We start from the raw sequence: 16500 nt of genomic DNA, 5'->3' as shown, positions 1-16500 counted from the left end.
CCGCATCGTTGTGCGGCGATTGCTGTTCCCTTGAGGCAGTGTGTGCAATGCAGCGAAAGAAAGCAAGGCGTCTCTCCGCGCTTCGAAAGGTGCCGCCGCATAACGCCCAAACAAGAACGGCGAGCTTTCGCCCGCCGCCCTGAAACCTCGATCTGGCTGCTTGCAATCAGCTTCTGCCGAACTCGTCGACGAGGCGGATGATGTCGTCTTCGCCGAGATAGGAGCCGGTCTGCACTTCGATGAGCTCCAGCAGGATCTTGCCCGGGTTGGCAAGGCGATGCACTTCGCCGAGCGGGATATAGACCGATTCGTTTTCGCGCAGCATCTGGACGTTCTCGCCGACCGTCACTTCGGCCGTACCCTTCACGACGATCCAATGCTCGGAGCGATGGTGATGCTTCTGCAGCGACAGCTTCTTGCCCGGCAGCACGAAGATGCGCTTCACCTGGAAGCGTTCGCCGTTCAGCACCGAGGTATAACCGCCCCATGGACGATAGGAGGTCGGATGCGTTTCGGTAAGCTTGGCGGTCTTCTTCTCGCTTGCGAGCAGCTTGACGAGCTTGCCGACTTCCTGGCTGTCCTTGAGATGACCGACGTAGACGGCGTCTTCGCTAGCGATGACGGCGACGTCCTCAAGGCCCTGCACGGCGACGTGCAGGCTATGCGACATGACGAGCGAATTCTTCGTGTTGACCAGCGTCGTCGCGCCGGCAGACACGTTGCCGCTTTCGTCACGGCTGCCGACTTTCCACACCGCGTCCCAGCTGCCGAGATCGGACCAGGTGAAGGGCGAGGGAACGACGGCGGCGTTCGCCGTCTTTTCCATCAGCGCGTAGTCGATGGAGATGTCCGGGCTCTTTGCGAAACTATCGGCGTCCAGGCGGGTGAAATCGAGGTCGCGCGTCGATTTGGACACCGCCTTGGCGGCGGCCTTTTCGACCTCGGGCGCAAATTCCTTCATTTCGGCGAGAAGCTGAGCGGCCGAGAACATGAACATGCCGGAGTTCCAGTAGAAGCTGCCGCTTCCCACCATCTCCTCTGCCTTTTCCAGGACGGGCTTCTCGACGAAACGCTTGACGGTATGGGCGCCGGTCGCGAGCGCCTTGCCGGTTTCGATATAGCCGTAGCCCGTGGCGGGCTCCGTCGGCTTGATGCCGAAGGTGACGAGCTTGCCCTGCAGCGCGGTATCGCGTGCCATGCGCACGCAATCGTAATAGGTACCGTTGGCGTCGATCTCATAATCGGAGCCGAGGACGTGCATGATCGCATCCTCGCCGAAAAGCTCGGTGACGAGCGCGGCGGCGGCAGCAACGGCGGCAGCCGTATTGCGGGCGACCGGCTCCAGCAGCACTGCTGCCAGTTTCAGGTCGAGTTCGCGCGCCTGTTCCGCGACGAGGAAGCGGAATTCCTCATTGGTGAGAACGATCGGCGCTCCGTAGAGCTCGGGATCGGCCACCCGCTCCAAAGTGTTCTGGAACAGCGTCCTGTCGCCGATGAACTGGATGAATTGTTTCGGGGCGGAAGCGCGCGATAGCGGCCACAGCCGTGTACCCTTGCCGCCTGCCATAATCACCGGGACGATTTTCGCCGCCATGCTCTGCCTCTCCTGGACATCTCAATTGAAGCCGTCCGACGACGCACAACCATTGTGCGCCCGACCATGCTCCTTCGACAATTTCCATCGCCATTGCAATGTTATTTCTTAAAGCGCCAGCTCCAATACGTCGAGATCCTAAACATTCGACGACTTTAGTCCACAAGATCCACCGAAAGTGTGTCGCGTGCACCATTCTGTTTAAAAAAAAGCAGAAGTCGCGGAGAGACTGCTTTCATTGCAGATTAAAATAGCCTTGTTTGTGAGTAATAATTTCAATGCTACACAGCTTAAGCTTCGGCCCTATCGTGCTGTTCATCCTGCGCCGGCGCGTGATTGGGGCCGTGGCGCCTGTTGTACCGGATCGATGACCAGAGCGAGATGCCGATCAGGGCCGCGCCGCCAAGGCCGGTAATGACTTCCGGGATGTGCGTCAGTGTCTGCACGTACATGATCACCGAAAGGATCAATATGGCATAGAAGGCACCGTGCTCGAGGTAGCGATAGTGGGCGAGCGTGCCCTTTTCCACCAGCATGATCGTCATGGAGCGGACATACATGGCACCTATGCCGAGGCCGATGGCGATGATGAAGAGGTTCTGCGTGAGGGCGAAGGCGCCGATGACGCCGTCAAACGAGAAGCTGGCATCGAGGATTTCCAGATAGAGGAAGGCACCTAAGCCGCCCTTCGCCGCTGCGCTCATCGTTTGCTGCGAAGCATCCAGAAAGCCCGCCAGAACCTCGACGAGCAGGAAGGTCAGGAGGCCATAGATCGCGGCGTGCAGGAAGGTCGTCGCGTCATCACCGTCGAGCACAGAGGTGAAGATGAGGACGAGGACCAGCACGAAGGCGATTTCGACGCCCTTTACGGTGGCAAAATGCGCCATCCGCTTTTCGATGAAGCCTATCCAGTGCACGTCCTTCTCATGGTTGAAGAAATAGGTCAGGCCCACCATCATCAGGAAGGTGCCGCCAAAGGCGGCAATCGGCAGATGCGCTGCCTGCATGATCTCGGCATATTGTTCGGGCTTGGCGGCGGCGAGTTTCAGCGCTTCCCACGGGTCGATCCAGGCGGCGATCGCGACGATCGCCAGCGGAAAGACGATCCGCATGCCGAAGACGGCGATGATGATGCCCCAGGTCAGAAAGCGATGCTGCCAGACCGGCGTCATCTCCTTCAGCTTGTTGGCATTGACGATGGCATTGTCGAAGGAAAGCGAGATTTCCAGCACGGCCAGGACGGCGCAGATGAAGAAGGCTGTGGCAACGCCGCTGAAGGTGCCGGTGGTGTTCCAGCCCAACAGCGCACCAAGCGCAAGGCCGCCGGCGGTTACAGCGAAGGCCCAGCTGAAATAACCGAGGACAGATTTTGAGGCGGCGGGCAATTTCATGGCTGCGCCTCGCTGCAAATGGAGTGGATATACGCGGATTGCGCGCATAGCCGCATACCGAAGACGGCATGCGGGTCAGGCATGGTCAAGCTGATCATGGAAAGAAGTCCGCCGGCTCATCTGCAGGCGGTACCGACATCGCGAGAGCGCCGTGAAAACTCTCGCCAGAGGGGCCCGGCACCAAAGTTCAATCCGCTGCCGATGTCAGGAAGGCGCGGAGGTATTCAATAGTTAGTGAAGTTAGGACTGAGGTCAAGGGTTGAAATCCTTCTGACCGTCGTTGCCCTCGATAATTGAGAAATCCAAGGAACCAAACCGAAAAGGCTGCGTTTGGCCTTGAAGTGTTCTTGCGGCCATTCGCCGTTATGGCGGCCGCGCCCTAGACGATAGCGTTCAACAGGAGGAGTTCCCCATGAGTCCCGCACCCATTCATCGCGCGCCGCAAACGCAAAAACCGGAACTGACGGAACGGCAGAAAAAGGCGCGGCCGAATAGGCTGCGCCAAGCCCAGGTCCTGCCGCCCCATCAGGTGGACCTGACGCTGCATCCCGTAACCCATGAGGACGTGCACGTTCCCGCGCATATCAACGGCTCGGACCTGTCCCGGGAAGCGCCGGCCGACGCAAATCATGGCAGAAAACAGAAAACTGCCCTTCCGCACTAATTCGGATGGCGGCGATGGTAATGGCTATTTGTGGCGGGGTGCCTTGCCGTCGGACGTAAAGCTGCCGTTAAAGCTCATTTCCGGCGATTTGGCCGAGCATTCGATGGCGATCGGCTTGCCGGCGTAAGGATTTGCAAAGGTGCATGTGCCCTTCGCTTCTACCTGGCCCGACATCTTGTTGCCCGCGCCTGTGGAGATGATGTCGATCGGCAGCTGCGCGGTTCCCTTTTGGTTACCCGGCTTGATGCCCTTGCCATCGCCCTGGAAGCCGAGCATTTTTCCGCCCGAGGTGAAAATGAAGGTCACGGATCCGTCGGGGCCCGTGACGCTGGCGATTTCGGCCTTGCATCCCTTGGAAGCATCGAGCTTGCCGACGACGAGCCTGGAGCATTTTCCGCTGACGACGGTAACACCCTTCGACGGGAAATCTTCCACTGCTGCAGCCGATGTTGCGGCCAAGACGGTCAATCCAAAAGCAATGCCTGCGAATCGCATAAGAGGGGCTCCTTTCAAGCCCACGCAGATTCGCCGATCAAAATGTGGCAGTCAACCCGACGCGGTGCGCAGCTCAAAACCTGCTGAACGTGCCAGCTCACGCCGGGCACTTCAGGATCAAGCCTCAGGATTCCGCTGCCGCAAATCACTTGCAGCCCTGATGCAACCCCGCGTCAATGTTGTTGCGGGTGCTGCGCCGATTCCGGAACAAGCGAGCCGATCAACTGCAAGAGCGCATTCTGGCGATTGCCGCCGCCGGCCAGGAATTCATAGAGGGTCATGCTCTTCTCGCTGCCGCCGTCGACGACATAGTCCGCCTGGCGGATGACGAAGACCTCGCCGCTTTCGGTGTCGCGGGCGAGATGAAACATGTATTCATCGCCGTTGGGCTTGTGGCTCTTGTAGAACTGCCGCTTCACCACCGTCATCTCCGTCCTCCCGTATGATCGATGTGCTGATATGACAGTAGGATGACGGCACGGGCGGAAGTCAAGCGGCTTGTAGCGGGAACTTGTGCCGCAGGCTGCATTCGCCCTGCATCCAGCGAACATCAGCATGTGATTGGCGATCTTTCAAAAGGCTATTATTCTCGGGTTTGCGCTCCGAACGGAAACCGCTGCGCACTTTTCCTGGAATTGCTCTAGTTGGAGATTGAAGCACATGAGAATGATGTTAACGCTGGGAGCGATTTTGAGCCTGGCATGCGTCTCCGCAGGCGAGGCGCCCTCAAACTATCAGACCTATCACGGCATTCGTGCCGACAGCGACCCCGTGGTGCTGGCAACATATGAGAGGGTTCTCGACCGCTGCGAGCCCGAGGCTTATTCCTGGCGCCGCGGCTCTCCGGATCCAAACAGTACGCTTTACTGGCTGGCTCTGCGGGATTGCCTCTACCGCCACGGTTTTGTCGACCGCGGTGCCTACGCCTATCCCACGACGGCGGTGTTCCGGCATTTCCTGGATCGCTGACCGACCTGCAATTGACTTCAGGCCGAGGGTTTGTTCTTCGGCCCGGTCTCCTTGGGGATGCCCCGAACTTTGTCCATCAATAAGAAATGAAAAAGGCCTTTCGATTTCTCGAAAGGCCTTGCTTTTCAGCGAATTAGGATGGTGGGCGTGACAAGGATCGAACTTGTGACCCCTACGATGTCAACGTAGTGCTCTCCCGCTGAGCTACACGCCCATCCGATGGCGGCGCATAGATCACAAAACCTTGGTCGCCGTCAATAGGCTTTTTTTCGGTTTTGTGACGTGGCCGCCGAAAGCCTTACGCGGCAAGGAGTTTGTTGACTTCGTCGACGAGTTCGCGAAGGTGGAAAGGCTTGGAAAGGACCTTTGCATCCTTCGGCGCTTTCGAATCGGGGTTGAGGGCCACTGCAGCAAAGCCGGTAATGAACATCACCTTCAGGTCCGGATCGAGTTCGGTAGCGCGCCGCGCCAGCTCGATGCCGTCCATCTCAGGCATGACGATATCAGTCAAAAGCAGCGAGAACGGCTCTTCGCGCAGCCGGTCGTAGGCGCTGGCTCCGTTGTCAAAGGACAAGACCTTGTAGCCGGCTTTTTCGAGTGCCTTCACGAGAAAGCGACGCATGTCGTTATCGTCTTCGGCAAGAAGTATCTTCTGGGTCATCATCTCTATCGCTAATCAATCTTGTCTTGTTGGTCTCGTCCAGCGTTTAGGGTACCGCAGCGCCGTAAACAAGCCGTGAATGGTCAGCCAAAACGCGCCATTCCGGCATTTGTTCGAAGCACAGGTTCATTCCACGAAAACGCCGTGCGTTTCCGCTGACCAGGCATCCGAAATTCCGAGTACGGTCCTTTGGATTAAGGCCATTTCGCTCAAGTCACTATGGACTTGCGGTCATGCAACTGGCAACATGATTGCTGCGACAAGTTGTTGACATGGTAAAGACGTTGATGTCCGCGGAAATGCGCAGTTTCGAGATTTTCGAGGTATTGGAACCTGCTTCCCAGACGATACCGTTTGTCTACAGTTCGCCTCACAGCGGTCGCATCTATCCTCCCGATTTCATAGCCCAGTCCCGCCTGCAGGGTATCGCTATCCGCCGCTCGGAGGATCACTACGTCGATGAGCTCTTCTGCGCGGCGAGCTCGCTCGGGGCGCCGCTGCTGCTCGCCAATTTTCCGCGCGCCTATATCGACGTGAATCGCGAGCCCTATGAGCTCGATCCGCGCATGTTCGATGGCGCGTTACCGTCCTATGCCAACATCAATTCGTTGCGGGTCGCCGGCGGGCTCGGCACCATTCCGCGAATCGTGGCCGAAAACATGGAGATCTATGCGCGCCGCGTGCCGGTGGAGGATGCTTTGAGGCGTATCGACACCATCTACAAGCCCTATCATGCCACGCTTCGGCGGCTGATCGCGCGCACCCATGTCAAATTCGGCTTCGGCGTGCTGGTGGACTGTCATTCCATGCCGGGCAATATCCGTATAGCCGGCAGCAATATGCGGCCGGATTTCATCCTGGGCGATCGCTACGGCACCAGCGCCTCGGCCGAGCTTTCGCGCGCGGCCATGCAGATCCTCGAGGAAATGGGCTTCAATGCCGTGCGCAACAAACCCTATGCCGGCGGCTTCATCACCGAGCATTACGGCCGCCCGTCCCGGGGGCTGCATGCCCTGCAGATCGAGGTCAACCGGTCGCTTTACGTCGATGAGACGACGCTGGAGAAGCGCCCGGATTTCGACAAGGTCGCGGCCGCCATTACGCTGTTCATGAAGCGCATGGCCGAGCATGTGGAATCCTATACGGGCGATCCGGCGCTGGCGGCGGAGTAGCGGTATCTCACCTACCAGAACCCAGAGATCCTCCGGCGTTCGTCGCCCGTTCGGCTGAGGCTTGCCACCAAAAAAAGAACCGCGCTTGTGGCGCGGCTAAGTCTAGGGAGGAAACACCCAAGGAGGGTATTTACAGTCGAAAGACTGCATGACGATATTGCTGCTGCACTGCACAAATGTCAAGCACTTTATTGCGGTGCAAAATATTTAGGCAAATTCAAAAATCCTGCCTGATCCGCAGGCATTGCGCCCGGCGCGTCATCGTCCGGTTTGCTTCACGAACTATATGCGTTATGACATCGCCATACCGCCACTTATCTGGATTCACCATGCTTCCCGATCGCTCGTTCTTCTACCGTCTGGCCGAGGCGGCCAAGGCCGAAACCTTGCCGCGCTTTCGTACCGGCATCGATGTGGTCAACAAGGAAACCAAGGGCTTTGATCCCGTGACGGAAGGAGACCGCGCCGCCGAAGAGGCGATTCGCGCGCTGATCGAGGCCGAGTTCCCCGAGCACGGTATCCTTGGCGAGGAGCATGGCAATGTCGGGCTCGACCGCGAGCATGTCTGGGTCATCGATCCGATCGACGGCACGCGCGCCTTCATCTCGGGCGTCCCGGTGTGGGGAACGCTGATCGGCCTGCAGAAGAACGGCCGCGCCATCATGGGGATGATCGACCAGCCCTTTACCGGCGAGCGCTATTTTGCCGACGGCAACGGCGCTACCTATTCCGGTCCGGACGGCGAGAGACGGCTGCAGGTTCGCGACTGCGGCAGCCTCTCGAACGCCATCCTCTTTACCACCTCGCCGCATCTCTTCGTCGGCGACGAGCTTGCCAAATATCGCGAGATCGAAAGCAAGGTGCGGCTCTTCCGCTATGGTTGCGATTGCTATGCCTATGCGCTGTTGGCCGCCGGCCATATCGATCTCGTCATCGAGAATTCCCTAAAGCCCTATGATGTCGGCGGCATCATTCCGGTCATCGAGCAGGCCGGCGGCATCATGACCACTTGGGATGGCGGTCGGCCGGAAATGGGCGGAACGATCATCGCAGCCGGCAGCCGCGCCGTTTATGAGCAGGCTCTGGCAGTGCTGTCCCGCTGAGAATCAGGCTTCCGCTTCGATTTCGTAAGGATGGGTCTCGGCGTCGCTGCCGGGGATGAAGGCGTGGATCGCTGCAAGTGCCTGGTTGCGATAGATATCCCGTTCCTGCAGGATTTCATGCTTGGCGCCGTGGACAGGCACCAGCTGTGCCGCGCGGAAATAGCGCGACAGCCGCTCCTGATCGGCATAGGGCACGACGCCGTCGCGCGTTGGCGCGATCAGAACCGTGGGAATCTGAATCGAAAACAGATGTTCGGGCATGTTGACCCGTTCGATCGCCCGCAAGGACTGCGACAGCCAGCGTGCCGTCGGCGGCCCAATGCAAAGTTGTGGGTAGGCGGTGCCGATGCCGGTGTTGCGCCGGTAGCGCTGCTCGTCCGTGGTCAGCGGGTTTTCGGCAAACGGTCTTTCCTTGAACTTCTTGCTGAACTGCATGCGGCCTAGGCCGATGCCGCTGACCACGCCGGAGAGGAAGCGGATAAAGCCGGGGGAGGCGCCGTGGCCGGTCAAGCCGATGAAGGGGGCGGACAGGACCATGCGTTCGATTCGGCTTGCAAGTCTCGGCGCGGCGGATAGGGCGATCAGTCCGCCGGTCGAATGAGCGAGCAGAAAGAAGGGCAGGCGTGTATCCGGCAGGACGATCTTGTCGAGGAAGGCGGTCAGATCCCGCTCATAATCGGAAAAATGGCGGATATGGCCGCGCAGCGGGTCTTTCAGCAGCCGCTCGGATCCGCCCTGGCAGCGGAGATCGAAGGTCGCGACCCACAGGCCCTTGGCTGTGAGATCGCGGATCGTCTCGAAATATTTCTCAATGAATTCGTTGCGGCCCTGCAGCAGCACAACGGTTCCCTTCGCGACCGGCTGCTCGCAGCGGAAGATGGCGTAGCGGAGCTTGCGCCCGTCGAAACTTTCGAAGAAGCCTTCGGTGCGGTTTTCCGGCACCGGATTGTCTGCCGTGGAATAGAGGATCGAATCCATGACGGTGTCGCGCCTCGCTGACCCATGTCTCATCCCAAGGGGATAGCGCAGGCTGGGGGAATTGCAACAGGTTTGTTGGCGGTTCCGGCAATCGAAATCCGGTGCGTCTAAAATACTCCTCCATCGGAGATTCCGATGGTGCCATCGTTTTTCTTCGTTTCATCTTCTTGTGCAGCTTTGCGAATGTTCGGCCGTGGTCATCACCTGCTGGAATGGAAACATGGCAATCACTGAAATTGCAAATTCGAGAATTCTTATTGTCGGCGGCAGCTCCGGAATGGGGCTGGCGCTGGCGCAACGCGCGCTCGCAGCCGGGGCCGAGGTCATCATCGCCGGGCGGAGCGCGGATAAGCTCAAGCGCGCTTGCTCGGAACTCCAAAGCCCATTGCTTTCCGCTGAGCCAGTCGATATCACGCAGGAAAACCAAGTGGCCGGTCTGTTTGAGCGCATCGGCCGGCTTGACCATATCGTATGCACCGCCGCGGATATTGAAGGCGCTTACGAGCTGCTGCCTTCGCTGGACCTCGGGGCTGCGCAGAGAGTCGTGGAAAGTAAATTCTACGGTCCGCTGCTGCTTGCGAAATATGGGTCGCCGTTGCTCTCGGCCACGGGCTCCATCACGTTCACGTCAGGTATCGCCGCCTATCGTCCGGCTGCACGGGGGTCGGTGGTCGCAGCCGTCAATGCTGGCCTGGAAGGGCTGGTTCGCGCACTCGCCGTCGAGTTGGCGCCCATTCGCGTGAACGCCGTTTCACCAGGCTGGGTCGATACGCCGATCTGGACGTTCGTTGTCGGTGACCGGAAAGAGGAAACATTGGATGCCATGGCAAAAAGGTTGCCGGCCGGACGAGTGGGACAACCAGAAGATATCGCCGATGCTATCGACTTCCTGATGGGCAACGCCTTCACAACGGGGACGGTACTGCATGTCGAGGGCGGGCATCGGCTGATTTAGCGGGTGCCAAGCCGGTGCTTACAAATTTCAGGAACAGCTTCAAAGCTGGCGGCTGAACACGCCTGCGCCGCCAGATCATCACAAGCGAGGCTGTTCGCATTGGTCCCGGCCAGGGCATTTCGTCGATTTCGCCACGATGAAGAGCGTCCGCGACGGCAAACCGCGGAACGAAGCTCGAGCCTGTACGGGCTGCGACGAGCCTGGCAATGGTGCCGATGCTGCCGACTTCGGCGGCAAGCTTCGGTGCTGCCGTTCCTGACGCCTCGAATGCCTTGTCGAACAGGTGGCGGTAGACGCAGCCGACTTCGGTTACTACGAAGTTCATCGAAGCAATTGCTGCCAGATCGCTTGTCTTCAATGATGCCTCCTGTGCTGGAGGGGTGATGAGGATCAGCGGCTCCATCGATATCACCCGTTTTGCAAGGCGCTCATCGAGATCGCCTTTGTCAAAGCAGAAGGCGACATCGATCTCACCGGTTTCGAGTTTGCGCGTCAGATCGCCACTGCCCTCAACCTTCACCCGCAGATCGATATCGCGATGATCGCGCTGAAAGACCGGCAACCATTGCGGAAGCTTCATGGAGGCAATGGTCTCGAGCGCGCCGATCGTCACCGTCCCAGCCGTAGCGACCGAGGCTGCTTCAACGGCAGCGCGCGCCTCGTTGGCGATGGCCAATAATTCCTCGGCATAGGGTCTCAATGCCTCGCCAGCTGCCGTCAGCTCCAGGCCCGATCGCGACCGGATAAAAAGTGCGGCGCCCAATTCGGCTTCGAGCGACTGGATCTGATCGCTGACGCTCGATTGCGCGAGATGGACCTCTTCGGCTGCGCGGGTGAAGTTCCGGTTCCGCGCGACCGCCAGGAATGTCTTGAGTAATCTGGGGTGCATCGAGCCGTGCCGAACCAATGTGAACAAGCGTCATCTAATTGCGAGACGGCGCCAATGCCGGTCAGGCTGCCACATCCCTTGTATCGACGTCAATGCACCACGGAATAGTCGCCGGCATCCGCAATTATTGCGCCTTCGGAAGCTTCCGCTGCATGATGCCGATCGGGTCAAGCTTTCGGTGCGGCGCCCCGTCGTTCCAGCGCGGTCTTGCGGATGATCTCGGCGATCTCGGGGCTGCTGCTCGAGAGCATCTGGAAATCCGATGAATAGAGCGACAGCAGCGACACCTCGGTCGCGGCGCTGACGGTTGCCGAGCGGGGTTCGCCGGTGATCAGCGCCATCTCGCCGAAGAAACTGCCGGAGCCGAGCTCCACCGGGTTCGGCGTGGCGACGCTGACGCGGCCCTCGACGATGAAATACATCTGGTCGCCGGCCTCACCCTTGCGGCAGATGATGCCGCCGGCCGGCACCACACGGGGTCTCAGCGCCCGTACGATCTCGATGAGCGCGCCTGAGCCAAGCTTCTGAAACAGCGGCACTCCCGCCACCAGCTGCCAGTTGCGCACGAAATCCTGGCGGCGAACCTCTTCGTAGAAGCCGGTAGCGAGGATGCCGGCCCATAAGGCAAAGATGCCGATCCCGCACATCATGACCAGCCCCGCAAGGGTACGGCCGGCAAAACTTTGCGGGATCTCGTCGCCATAGCCCGTGGTCGACAGTGTCGTTACGGCCCACCACATTGCAAGGGGGATGCTGCCGAACTTGTCGGGCTGGACGTCGCGTTCGATGATGTAAGCGGCCAGCGCTGCGGCGAACAGAACGATGCCGAAGATCGAGGTGACGCCGATCAGGTTACGCGCTTCCTTGGTGATGACCCTGCCCAGCAGCCGGAAGAAGGTCGAGCCGCGCAGCGGCTTCAAAAGCCAGATGGCGCAATAGAGGCTTTGGTCGCGCCCGCGGATGAGAAGGAATGCGGCCAGAGGAACCAGAACCGCCAGCACGTCGACGGCGATTTCCGGTATCCTGCCGCGAACGTCCCTTGCGCGATGTATGACCAGCGTCTCGATCAATTGCAGAACATAAATTGCCCAAACGCCAGCAAGCAGGAGTTCCAGGATGAGCCTCGTCTGTCCGACGATATCGGGCGTCGTGAGCACCGCCACCGTCAGCAGGCCGATGGCAGCCAGAAGCGTATTCAGCGATGAGGAAATCTTCGAGAAAGAGAGCGCCGACATTTTAGACCCCGGGGGATGCCCTGGGGGGGCAGCCACTTGCCCGAGAATAGGATGGCTTCGATCCAAACGTAAAGAGCACAGGGATGGCTGCCTTCCTCCATGTCTCGCCTGGCATTTCGTGCCTTGCCCGCTATCGCCGGCCGACTTCGAGCGGAAAGCCCTTGAAAGGCTTGATTTCCTTCAGCACGAAGGTGGTCTGCATCTCCTTGATGCGCGGCAGGCGGCGCACCACCGCCATGGCGAAATCGGCATAGCTGTCGAGATCGGCGGCCACGACCTGCAGCAGGAAATCCGCGTCGCCGGCGATGCTGTAGCAGGCAACGACCTCGCCGAGCTTCAGCACGTCGCGGGAAAATTCCTCGGCTTCCGCCTCGCTGTGGCTGCCGATCTTGACTCTGATGAAAGCAAGCACGCCAAGGCCGATTTGGCGCCTGTCGAGGGTGGCCGTATAGCCTTGGATCACTCCTGTTTCCTCCAGCTGGCGCACGCGTCGCCAGCACGGAGATGTCGAGAGCCCGACTTGGGATGAAAGAGCCTGGTTCGTCAGGCGCCCATCCTTCTGGAGGGCGCCGAGAATCTTCAAATCGATGGGCTCAAGTGTATCGGGCATATTTAACCTTGTATCTGCGGATTTTAGGTGAATCCTACCACGTCACTCGCATATGTGGCAATGAAAGGTAAGATTATCCGCGTCAAGAGAGATATCCTGCGAGCATATGTCAACAGCAGCAGGTCTCCATGCTTCTTGATATCCGTTTAGCCATCGTCATCAATCCGGCATTGCCGCTCGGTCTGATCGCCAACACTGCCGGCGCCATCTCGATCGGGTTGGGCGCAAAGTTTCCTGCGCTCGCAGCCAGGCAATTGACCGATAGAGAGGAGCGCACGATCGACATCAGTTCGAATATGTCCGTTCCGATACTGCAGGCGGATGCGGAAACCATACGATCCCTGTTGCTGAAGACCTTGCCGGTGGGAAACGACCGCGCGATCGTTCCCTTTCCTGCCTTCGCCCGCTCGCTGCATGATTACCGGGAATATGAGGCGGCGTTTCCGGATCGCGATCTCGCCGACGAGGCGATCGACGGCCTTGGGTTGGCGGGGCCTTCGAAATGGGTGAAATCGCTGACCGGTTCGCTGAAGTTACTGCGGTAGTGTCCGCAAAGAAAAAAGGCCGGCTGGCGGAGATAGAGAGATCCGCTTCGCCGGCCGAGCAAGGACTGAAGAAGAAGGGACGATACACTTCAGTCATCGGACGATGGTGTTCCGATGGTTTTGACCATAGGCCCGCCAGCCTGAACGGGTTCCGAACCATTCGTTCATCTGCGGTTCACGCAGCGCTTTTCTGCAGAATGGGGGGCGAGGACAGGGTCTTGAACTCCTGAAAAGCGATCCCCATCTTTTTCTTGCGGGTGCCAAAAGGGCTCGCGGAACCGTCCCGAGGCCGCCGAGAGCGGGGTCGTGGGACAAGAACTGAAATCGCAATTGTCGCTCACAGGAGGACTTCCATGCGTCACGTAGACTTCTCTCCCCTTTACCGTTCCACCGTCGGTTTCGACCGTCTGTTCACCATGCTCGACAGCCTTGGCCAGCCGGATCAGGCCCAGTCCTATCCGCCCTATAATATCGAGCGCACGGGTGAAAACACCTATCGCATCACCATGGCTGTTGCCGGTTTCGATGAAAAGGAACTGAGCATCGAGGCCCACGCCCATGTCCTTCAGGTCAAGGGTGAAAAGAGCGAAGAGCCGGCTGAAACCAGCGAATATCTCTATCGCGGTATCGCCAAGCGTGCCTTCGAGCGTCGTTTCCAGCTTGCCGACCATGTCGAGGTTCAGGCTGCTTCACTGAAGAACGGTCTGCTGCACATCGATCTGTTGCGCAACATTCCCGAAGCCATGAAGCCCCGCCGTATCTCCATCGCGGCCGAGCCCGTGGAAACCCCCAAGGCTATCGAGGCTCACATCAACTAAGTAAGGCTGGCGGTCTCTGACCGCCAAGCCCGGGCTGACGGACTTGTGCCGTCATGCCCTTGATCCTCCCAAGATCAAAGAAGCGGCGTCCGATCGGGCGCCGCTTTCGTTCTGCCTTGTGCCGGAGAACTCAGGCTGCGTTCGGCGCTTCGCCGGACTTTGCGCCTGCCTTTGCCTTCGCAGCTTCGCGCCGCTTGGCGGCATCCGCATATTTCTGGGCAAGCACCGCACAGGTCATCAACTGGATCTGGTGGAACAGCATGAGCGGCAGCACGATGGCGCCGATGCCTTGGCCGGCGAAGATCACGTTGGCCATTGGCACACCGCTCGCCAGCGACTTCTTCGAGCCGCAGAAGGTGATGGTGATCTCGTCGGCTTTTTCAAAACCGAGGGCGCGGCTGCCGAACATGGTGATGCAGATTACCGTTGCGAGCAGCACCATGTTAGCGACGATCACGGTGGCGATATCCAGCACCGAAAATGTATGCCACAGACCCTCGACCACAGCCTCGCTGAAGGCTGAATAGACGACCATGAGGATAGAGCCGCGATCGACCGGCATGAGGATCTTTTTCTTCGAGCGGATCCAGTCGCCGATCCAGGGCTGCAGGATCTGGCCGGCGATGAAGGGGGCCAGCAGCTGCAGCATGATCTGCCACAGAACATCCCAGGAAAAGCCACCGCCCTGGCCGCCGACCGAAAACAGGATGCCGACCAGCAGCGGCGTCAGGAACATGCCGAAGATATTGGAAGCGGACGCCGAGCAGATCGCGGCCGGCACATTGCCGCCGGCGATGGAGGTGAAGGCAATCGAGGACTGCACGGTCGACGGCAGCACGCTCAAAAACAGCAGGCCCGTATAGAGCGATACAGGCAGAATGCTGTTCGGAACCACTTGGCCCATGGCCAGCACCAAGAGCGGGAAGATGCCGAACGTCGTCAAAAGAATGACGAGATGCAGCCGCCAGTGCAGCATGCCGGCAATGACGACATCGCGCGACAGGCGTGCGCCATGCAGGAAGAACAAAAGACCGATGGCGAAGTTGGTGGCAATGCCGAAATAGTGAGCGCTCGCCCCCTGCACCGGAAAGAAGGACGCCGTCAGGACGGTGAGCACCAGCAGCATGGTGAAGGTGTCTGGAAGAAAGCGGCGCATCGTGCCTACCCCAATCGCATTGCAAGTCTTGATGATGACTCCTTGCAGATAGACCTATTGTGATCCACGATGCAAGGAATAACAGTTATCGCGATACAGGATAAGATATGCTGGATCTCACGCAGTTGCGCAGCTTCGTCGCCGTCGAGCAGATGGGCAGCTTCACGCTTGCCGCGGAGCGGCTGGGGCTTGGGCAATCGACTGTCAGCCAGCATATACAGCGGCTGGAGGCGGAGCTCGGGCGAAAGCTTTTGGCGCGCGACACGCATCGCGTCGTCTTGACCGGTGATGGCGAGGCGCTGCTCGGCCATGCGCGCCAGATGCTGTCGATCGAAGGGGAGGTGCGTCAGCTTTTTGCCGGCAACAGTCTGCGCGGCAATCTTCGGCTCGGTGTCTCCGAGGATTTCGTCACCAGCCAGCTGCCGGACGTATTGGAGGAGTTCGTGCGTTCGCATCCCTCCGTCGATCTCGAGCTGACGGTTGCACTCAGCGGCGTGCTTTATGAAATGCAGGATAATGGCGATCTCGATCTCGTGCTTGCCAAGCGCCGGCTCGGCGATGCGAGAGGCAAGCTCGTTTATCGAGAGCCGCTGGTCTGGCTGGCGCGCGATCCCGATCGCATCCGCAGGCTTGCAGGGCCATTGCCGCTGATCGCCTTTCCCACACCAAGCGTTACGCGCGCGGTGGCGCTGGAGGCCCTGCGCCGGCAGCAGATGCCCTGGCGCATCGTCTGCACCTGCGGCAGCCTCAGTGGTTTGACGGCGGCAGCGCGCGCCGGCATGGGCGTTCTCGTGCAGCCGAAAAGCATGGCGCCGGCGGGATTGACCGAGATCGCGCCGGGCTGGCTGCCGATCCTTGAAGATGTGGAATTCGTCCTCGTGCCGCGCAAGGGTGCGGACCAACTCCTGGTTAATGCACTCTCGGACGACATACTCTCCAAGGTGCGAGGGCCACGGTCAGGCTGACGACGAAATCGTCTACCAGCTATCGTTAAAAGCCATTTCCTATCATGTGGATGAGATCCGCATTTATTTTGCCGGCTGATTTTCCGTTGCGCTCGTTTTCAGGCGGAAGTCAGCTTCCCTCGCTATCTTAGGTGGCGATGAAAGAATTGCGGAGGAATAGTCGTCCGGTGATATATGGTGCCATCTTCATTTCCGGGCTTGTCGCCTGCGTCGTGGCAATGACGATGATTATACACAACGCACCAGCATCCGATCGCGACGATCTATCGAACTTCACAATGATCGCTCATCGGAATTAAA

18 protein-coding genes and 1 tRNA gene are annotated in these 16500 nt (G+C 59.2%); 8 read left to right on the top strand and 11 right to left on the bottom strand.

Annotated elements, in window-relative coordinates; all coding sequences use genetic code 11:
- Nucleotides 1–166: 166 nt before the first annotated feature.
- The gene (locus tag C7U61_RS15490; protein WP_106998903.1) at nucleotides 167–1594 is read right to left on the bottom strand and encodes a mannose-1-phosphate guanylyltransferase/mannose-6-phosphate isomerase; all 1428 of its coding nucleotides are present in this window, start codon (nucleotides 1592–1594) and stop codon (nucleotides 167–169) included.
- A gap of 290 nt (nucleotides 1595–1884) precedes the next feature.
- Nucleotides 1885–2985, bottom strand: coding sequence for a DUF475 domain-containing protein (locus C7U61_RS15485; protein WP_106998902.1), 1101 nt, complete (start codon nucleotides 2983–2985; stop codon nucleotides 1885–1887).
- A 412-nt stretch (nucleotides 2986–3397) separates the two neighbouring features.
- Between C7U61_RS15485 and C7U61_RS15480 the strand changes: the two genes are divergently transcribed.
- Nucleotides 3398–3649 (top strand): hypothetical protein, encoded by a 252-nt coding sequence (locus C7U61_RS15480; protein ID WP_106998901.1) that lies wholly within the window; start codon nucleotides 3398–3400, stop codon nucleotides 3647–3649.
- A gap of 24 nt (nucleotides 3650–3673) precedes the next feature.
- Here C7U61_RS15480 and C7U61_RS15475 read toward each other — a convergent pair whose 3' ends face one another.
- Complete coding sequence (locus tag C7U61_RS15475) at nucleotides 3674–4144, bottom strand: hypothetical protein (RefSeq protein WP_106998900.1); 471 nt, start codon at nucleotides 4142–4144, stop codon at nucleotides 3674–3676.
- 173 nt (nucleotides 4145–4317) lie between these two features.
- Nucleotides 4318–4572 carry a hypothetical protein gene (locus tag C7U61_RS15470; RefSeq protein WP_106998899.1) on the bottom strand — a complete coding sequence of 85 codons (255 nt, stop codon included), beginning with the start codon at nucleotides 4570–4572 and terminating at the stop codon, nucleotides 4318–4320.
- A 232-nt stretch (nucleotides 4573–4804) separates the two neighbouring features.
- Here C7U61_RS15470 and C7U61_RS15465 point away from each other — a divergent pair, with 232 nt between their 5' ends.
- Nucleotides 4805–5113 carry a hypothetical protein gene (locus C7U61_RS15465; protein ID WP_106998898.1) on the top strand — a complete coding sequence of 103 codons (309 nt, stop codon included), beginning with the start codon at nucleotides 4805–4807 and terminating at the stop codon, nucleotides 5111–5113.
- A 139-nt stretch (nucleotides 5114–5252) separates the two neighbouring features.
- On the opposite strand, the gene C7U61_RS15460 is transcribed toward C7U61_RS15465, so the two are convergent.
- Nucleotides 5253–5327, bottom strand: a tRNA-Val gene (locus tag C7U61_RS15460).
- Nucleotides 5328–5411: 84 nt separating this feature from the next.
- Nucleotides 5412–5774: a response regulator CpdR1 gene (gene cpdR1, locus C7U61_RS15455; RefSeq protein WP_004117561.1), complete on the bottom strand. Its 363-nt coding sequence runs from the start codon at nucleotides 5772–5774 to the stop codon at nucleotides 5412–5414.
- Nucleotides 5775–6046: 272 nt separating this feature from the next.
- Here cpdR1 and C7U61_RS15450 point away from each other — a divergent pair, with 272 nt between their 5' ends.
- Nucleotides 6047–6946, top strand: coding sequence for an N-formylglutamate amidohydrolase (locus tag C7U61_RS15450; RefSeq protein WP_245410803.1), 900 nt, complete (start codon nucleotides 6047–6049; stop codon nucleotides 6944–6946).
- A gap of 329 nt (nucleotides 6947–7275) precedes the next feature.
- On the top strand, nucleotides 7276–8049 hold the full coding sequence (gene hisN, locus C7U61_RS15445) for a histidinol-phosphatase (RefSeq protein ID WP_106998897.1): 774 nt from the start codon (nucleotides 7276–7278) through the stop codon (nucleotides 8047–8049).
- Nucleotides 8050–8052: 3 nt separating this feature from the next.
- On the opposite strand, the gene C7U61_RS15440 is transcribed toward hisN, so the two are convergent.
- On the bottom strand, nucleotides 8053–9027 hold the full coding sequence (locus tag C7U61_RS15440) for an alpha/beta hydrolase (protein WP_106998896.1): 975 nt from the start codon (nucleotides 9025–9027) through the stop codon (nucleotides 8053–8055).
- A gap of 220 nt (nucleotides 9028–9247) precedes the next feature.
- Between C7U61_RS15440 and C7U61_RS15435 the strand changes: the two genes are divergently transcribed.
- Nucleotides 9248–9982, top strand: coding sequence for an SDR family oxidoreductase (locus C7U61_RS15435; protein ID WP_106998895.1), 735 nt, complete (start codon nucleotides 9248–9250; stop codon nucleotides 9980–9982).
- On the opposite strand, the gene C7U61_RS15430 is transcribed toward C7U61_RS15435, so the two are convergent.
- The 3 genes from C7U61_RS15430 to C7U61_RS15420 form a co-directional block, all read right to left on the bottom strand.
- Entirely contained in the window at nucleotides 9933–10871 is a 939-nt protein-coding gene (locus C7U61_RS15430; RefSeq protein ID WP_106998894.1) for a LysR family transcriptional regulator, read from the bottom strand. The genes C7U61_RS15435 and C7U61_RS15430 overlap by 50 nt on opposite strands.
- A 167-nt stretch (nucleotides 10872–11038) precedes the next feature.
- On the bottom strand, nucleotides 11039–12106 hold the full coding sequence (locus C7U61_RS15425) for a cyclic nucleotide-gated ion channel (protein ID WP_106998893.1): 1068 nt from the start codon (nucleotides 12104–12106) through the stop codon (nucleotides 11039–11041).
- 130 nt (nucleotides 12107–12236) lie between these two features.
- Nucleotides 12237–12716 (bottom strand): Lrp/AsnC family transcriptional regulator, encoded by a 480-nt coding sequence (locus C7U61_RS15420; protein WP_106998892.1) that lies wholly within the window; start codon nucleotides 12714–12716, stop codon nucleotides 12237–12239.
- A 128-nt stretch (nucleotides 12717–12844) separates the two neighbouring features.
- Here C7U61_RS15420 and C7U61_RS15415 point away from each other — a divergent pair, with 128 nt between their 5' ends.
- Complete coding sequence (locus C7U61_RS15415; protein WP_106998891.1) at nucleotides 12845–13261, top strand: DUF2000 domain-containing protein; 417 nt, start codon at nucleotides 12845–12847, stop codon at nucleotides 13259–13261.
- Between the two features lie 353 nt (nucleotides 13262–13614).
- Complete coding sequence (locus C7U61_RS15410) at nucleotides 13615–14079, top strand: Hsp20 family protein (RefSeq protein WP_106998890.1); 465 nt, start codon at nucleotides 13615–13617, stop codon at nucleotides 14077–14079.
- Between the two features lie 130 nt (nucleotides 14080–14209).
- Here the strand turns inward: C7U61_RS15410 and C7U61_RS15405 are convergent, their stop codons facing one another.
- The gene (locus C7U61_RS15405; protein ID WP_106998889.1) at nucleotides 14210–15235 is read right to left on the bottom strand and encodes a bile acid:sodium symporter family protein; all 1026 of its coding nucleotides are present in this window, start codon (nucleotides 15233–15235) and stop codon (nucleotides 14210–14212) included.
- 107 nt (nucleotides 15236–15342) lie between these two features.
- Here C7U61_RS15405 and C7U61_RS15400 point away from each other — a divergent pair, with 107 nt between their 5' ends.
- Nucleotides 15343–16200, top strand: a complete 858-nt coding sequence (locus tag C7U61_RS15400; RefSeq protein WP_106998888.1) for a LysR family transcriptional regulator — start codon at nucleotides 15343–15345, stop codon at nucleotides 16198–16200.
- Nucleotides 16201–16500: the final 300 nt, after the last annotated feature.

The sequence above is a fragment of the Rhizobium sp. JAB6 genome, assembly GCF_003024605.1.
Lineage (GTDB): Bacteria > Pseudomonadota > Alphaproteobacteria > Rhizobiales > Rhizobiaceae > Rhizobium.
The sequence above is the reverse complement of the archived record's forward strand: the minus strand, read 5'-3'. Positions and strand labels throughout refer to the sequence as shown.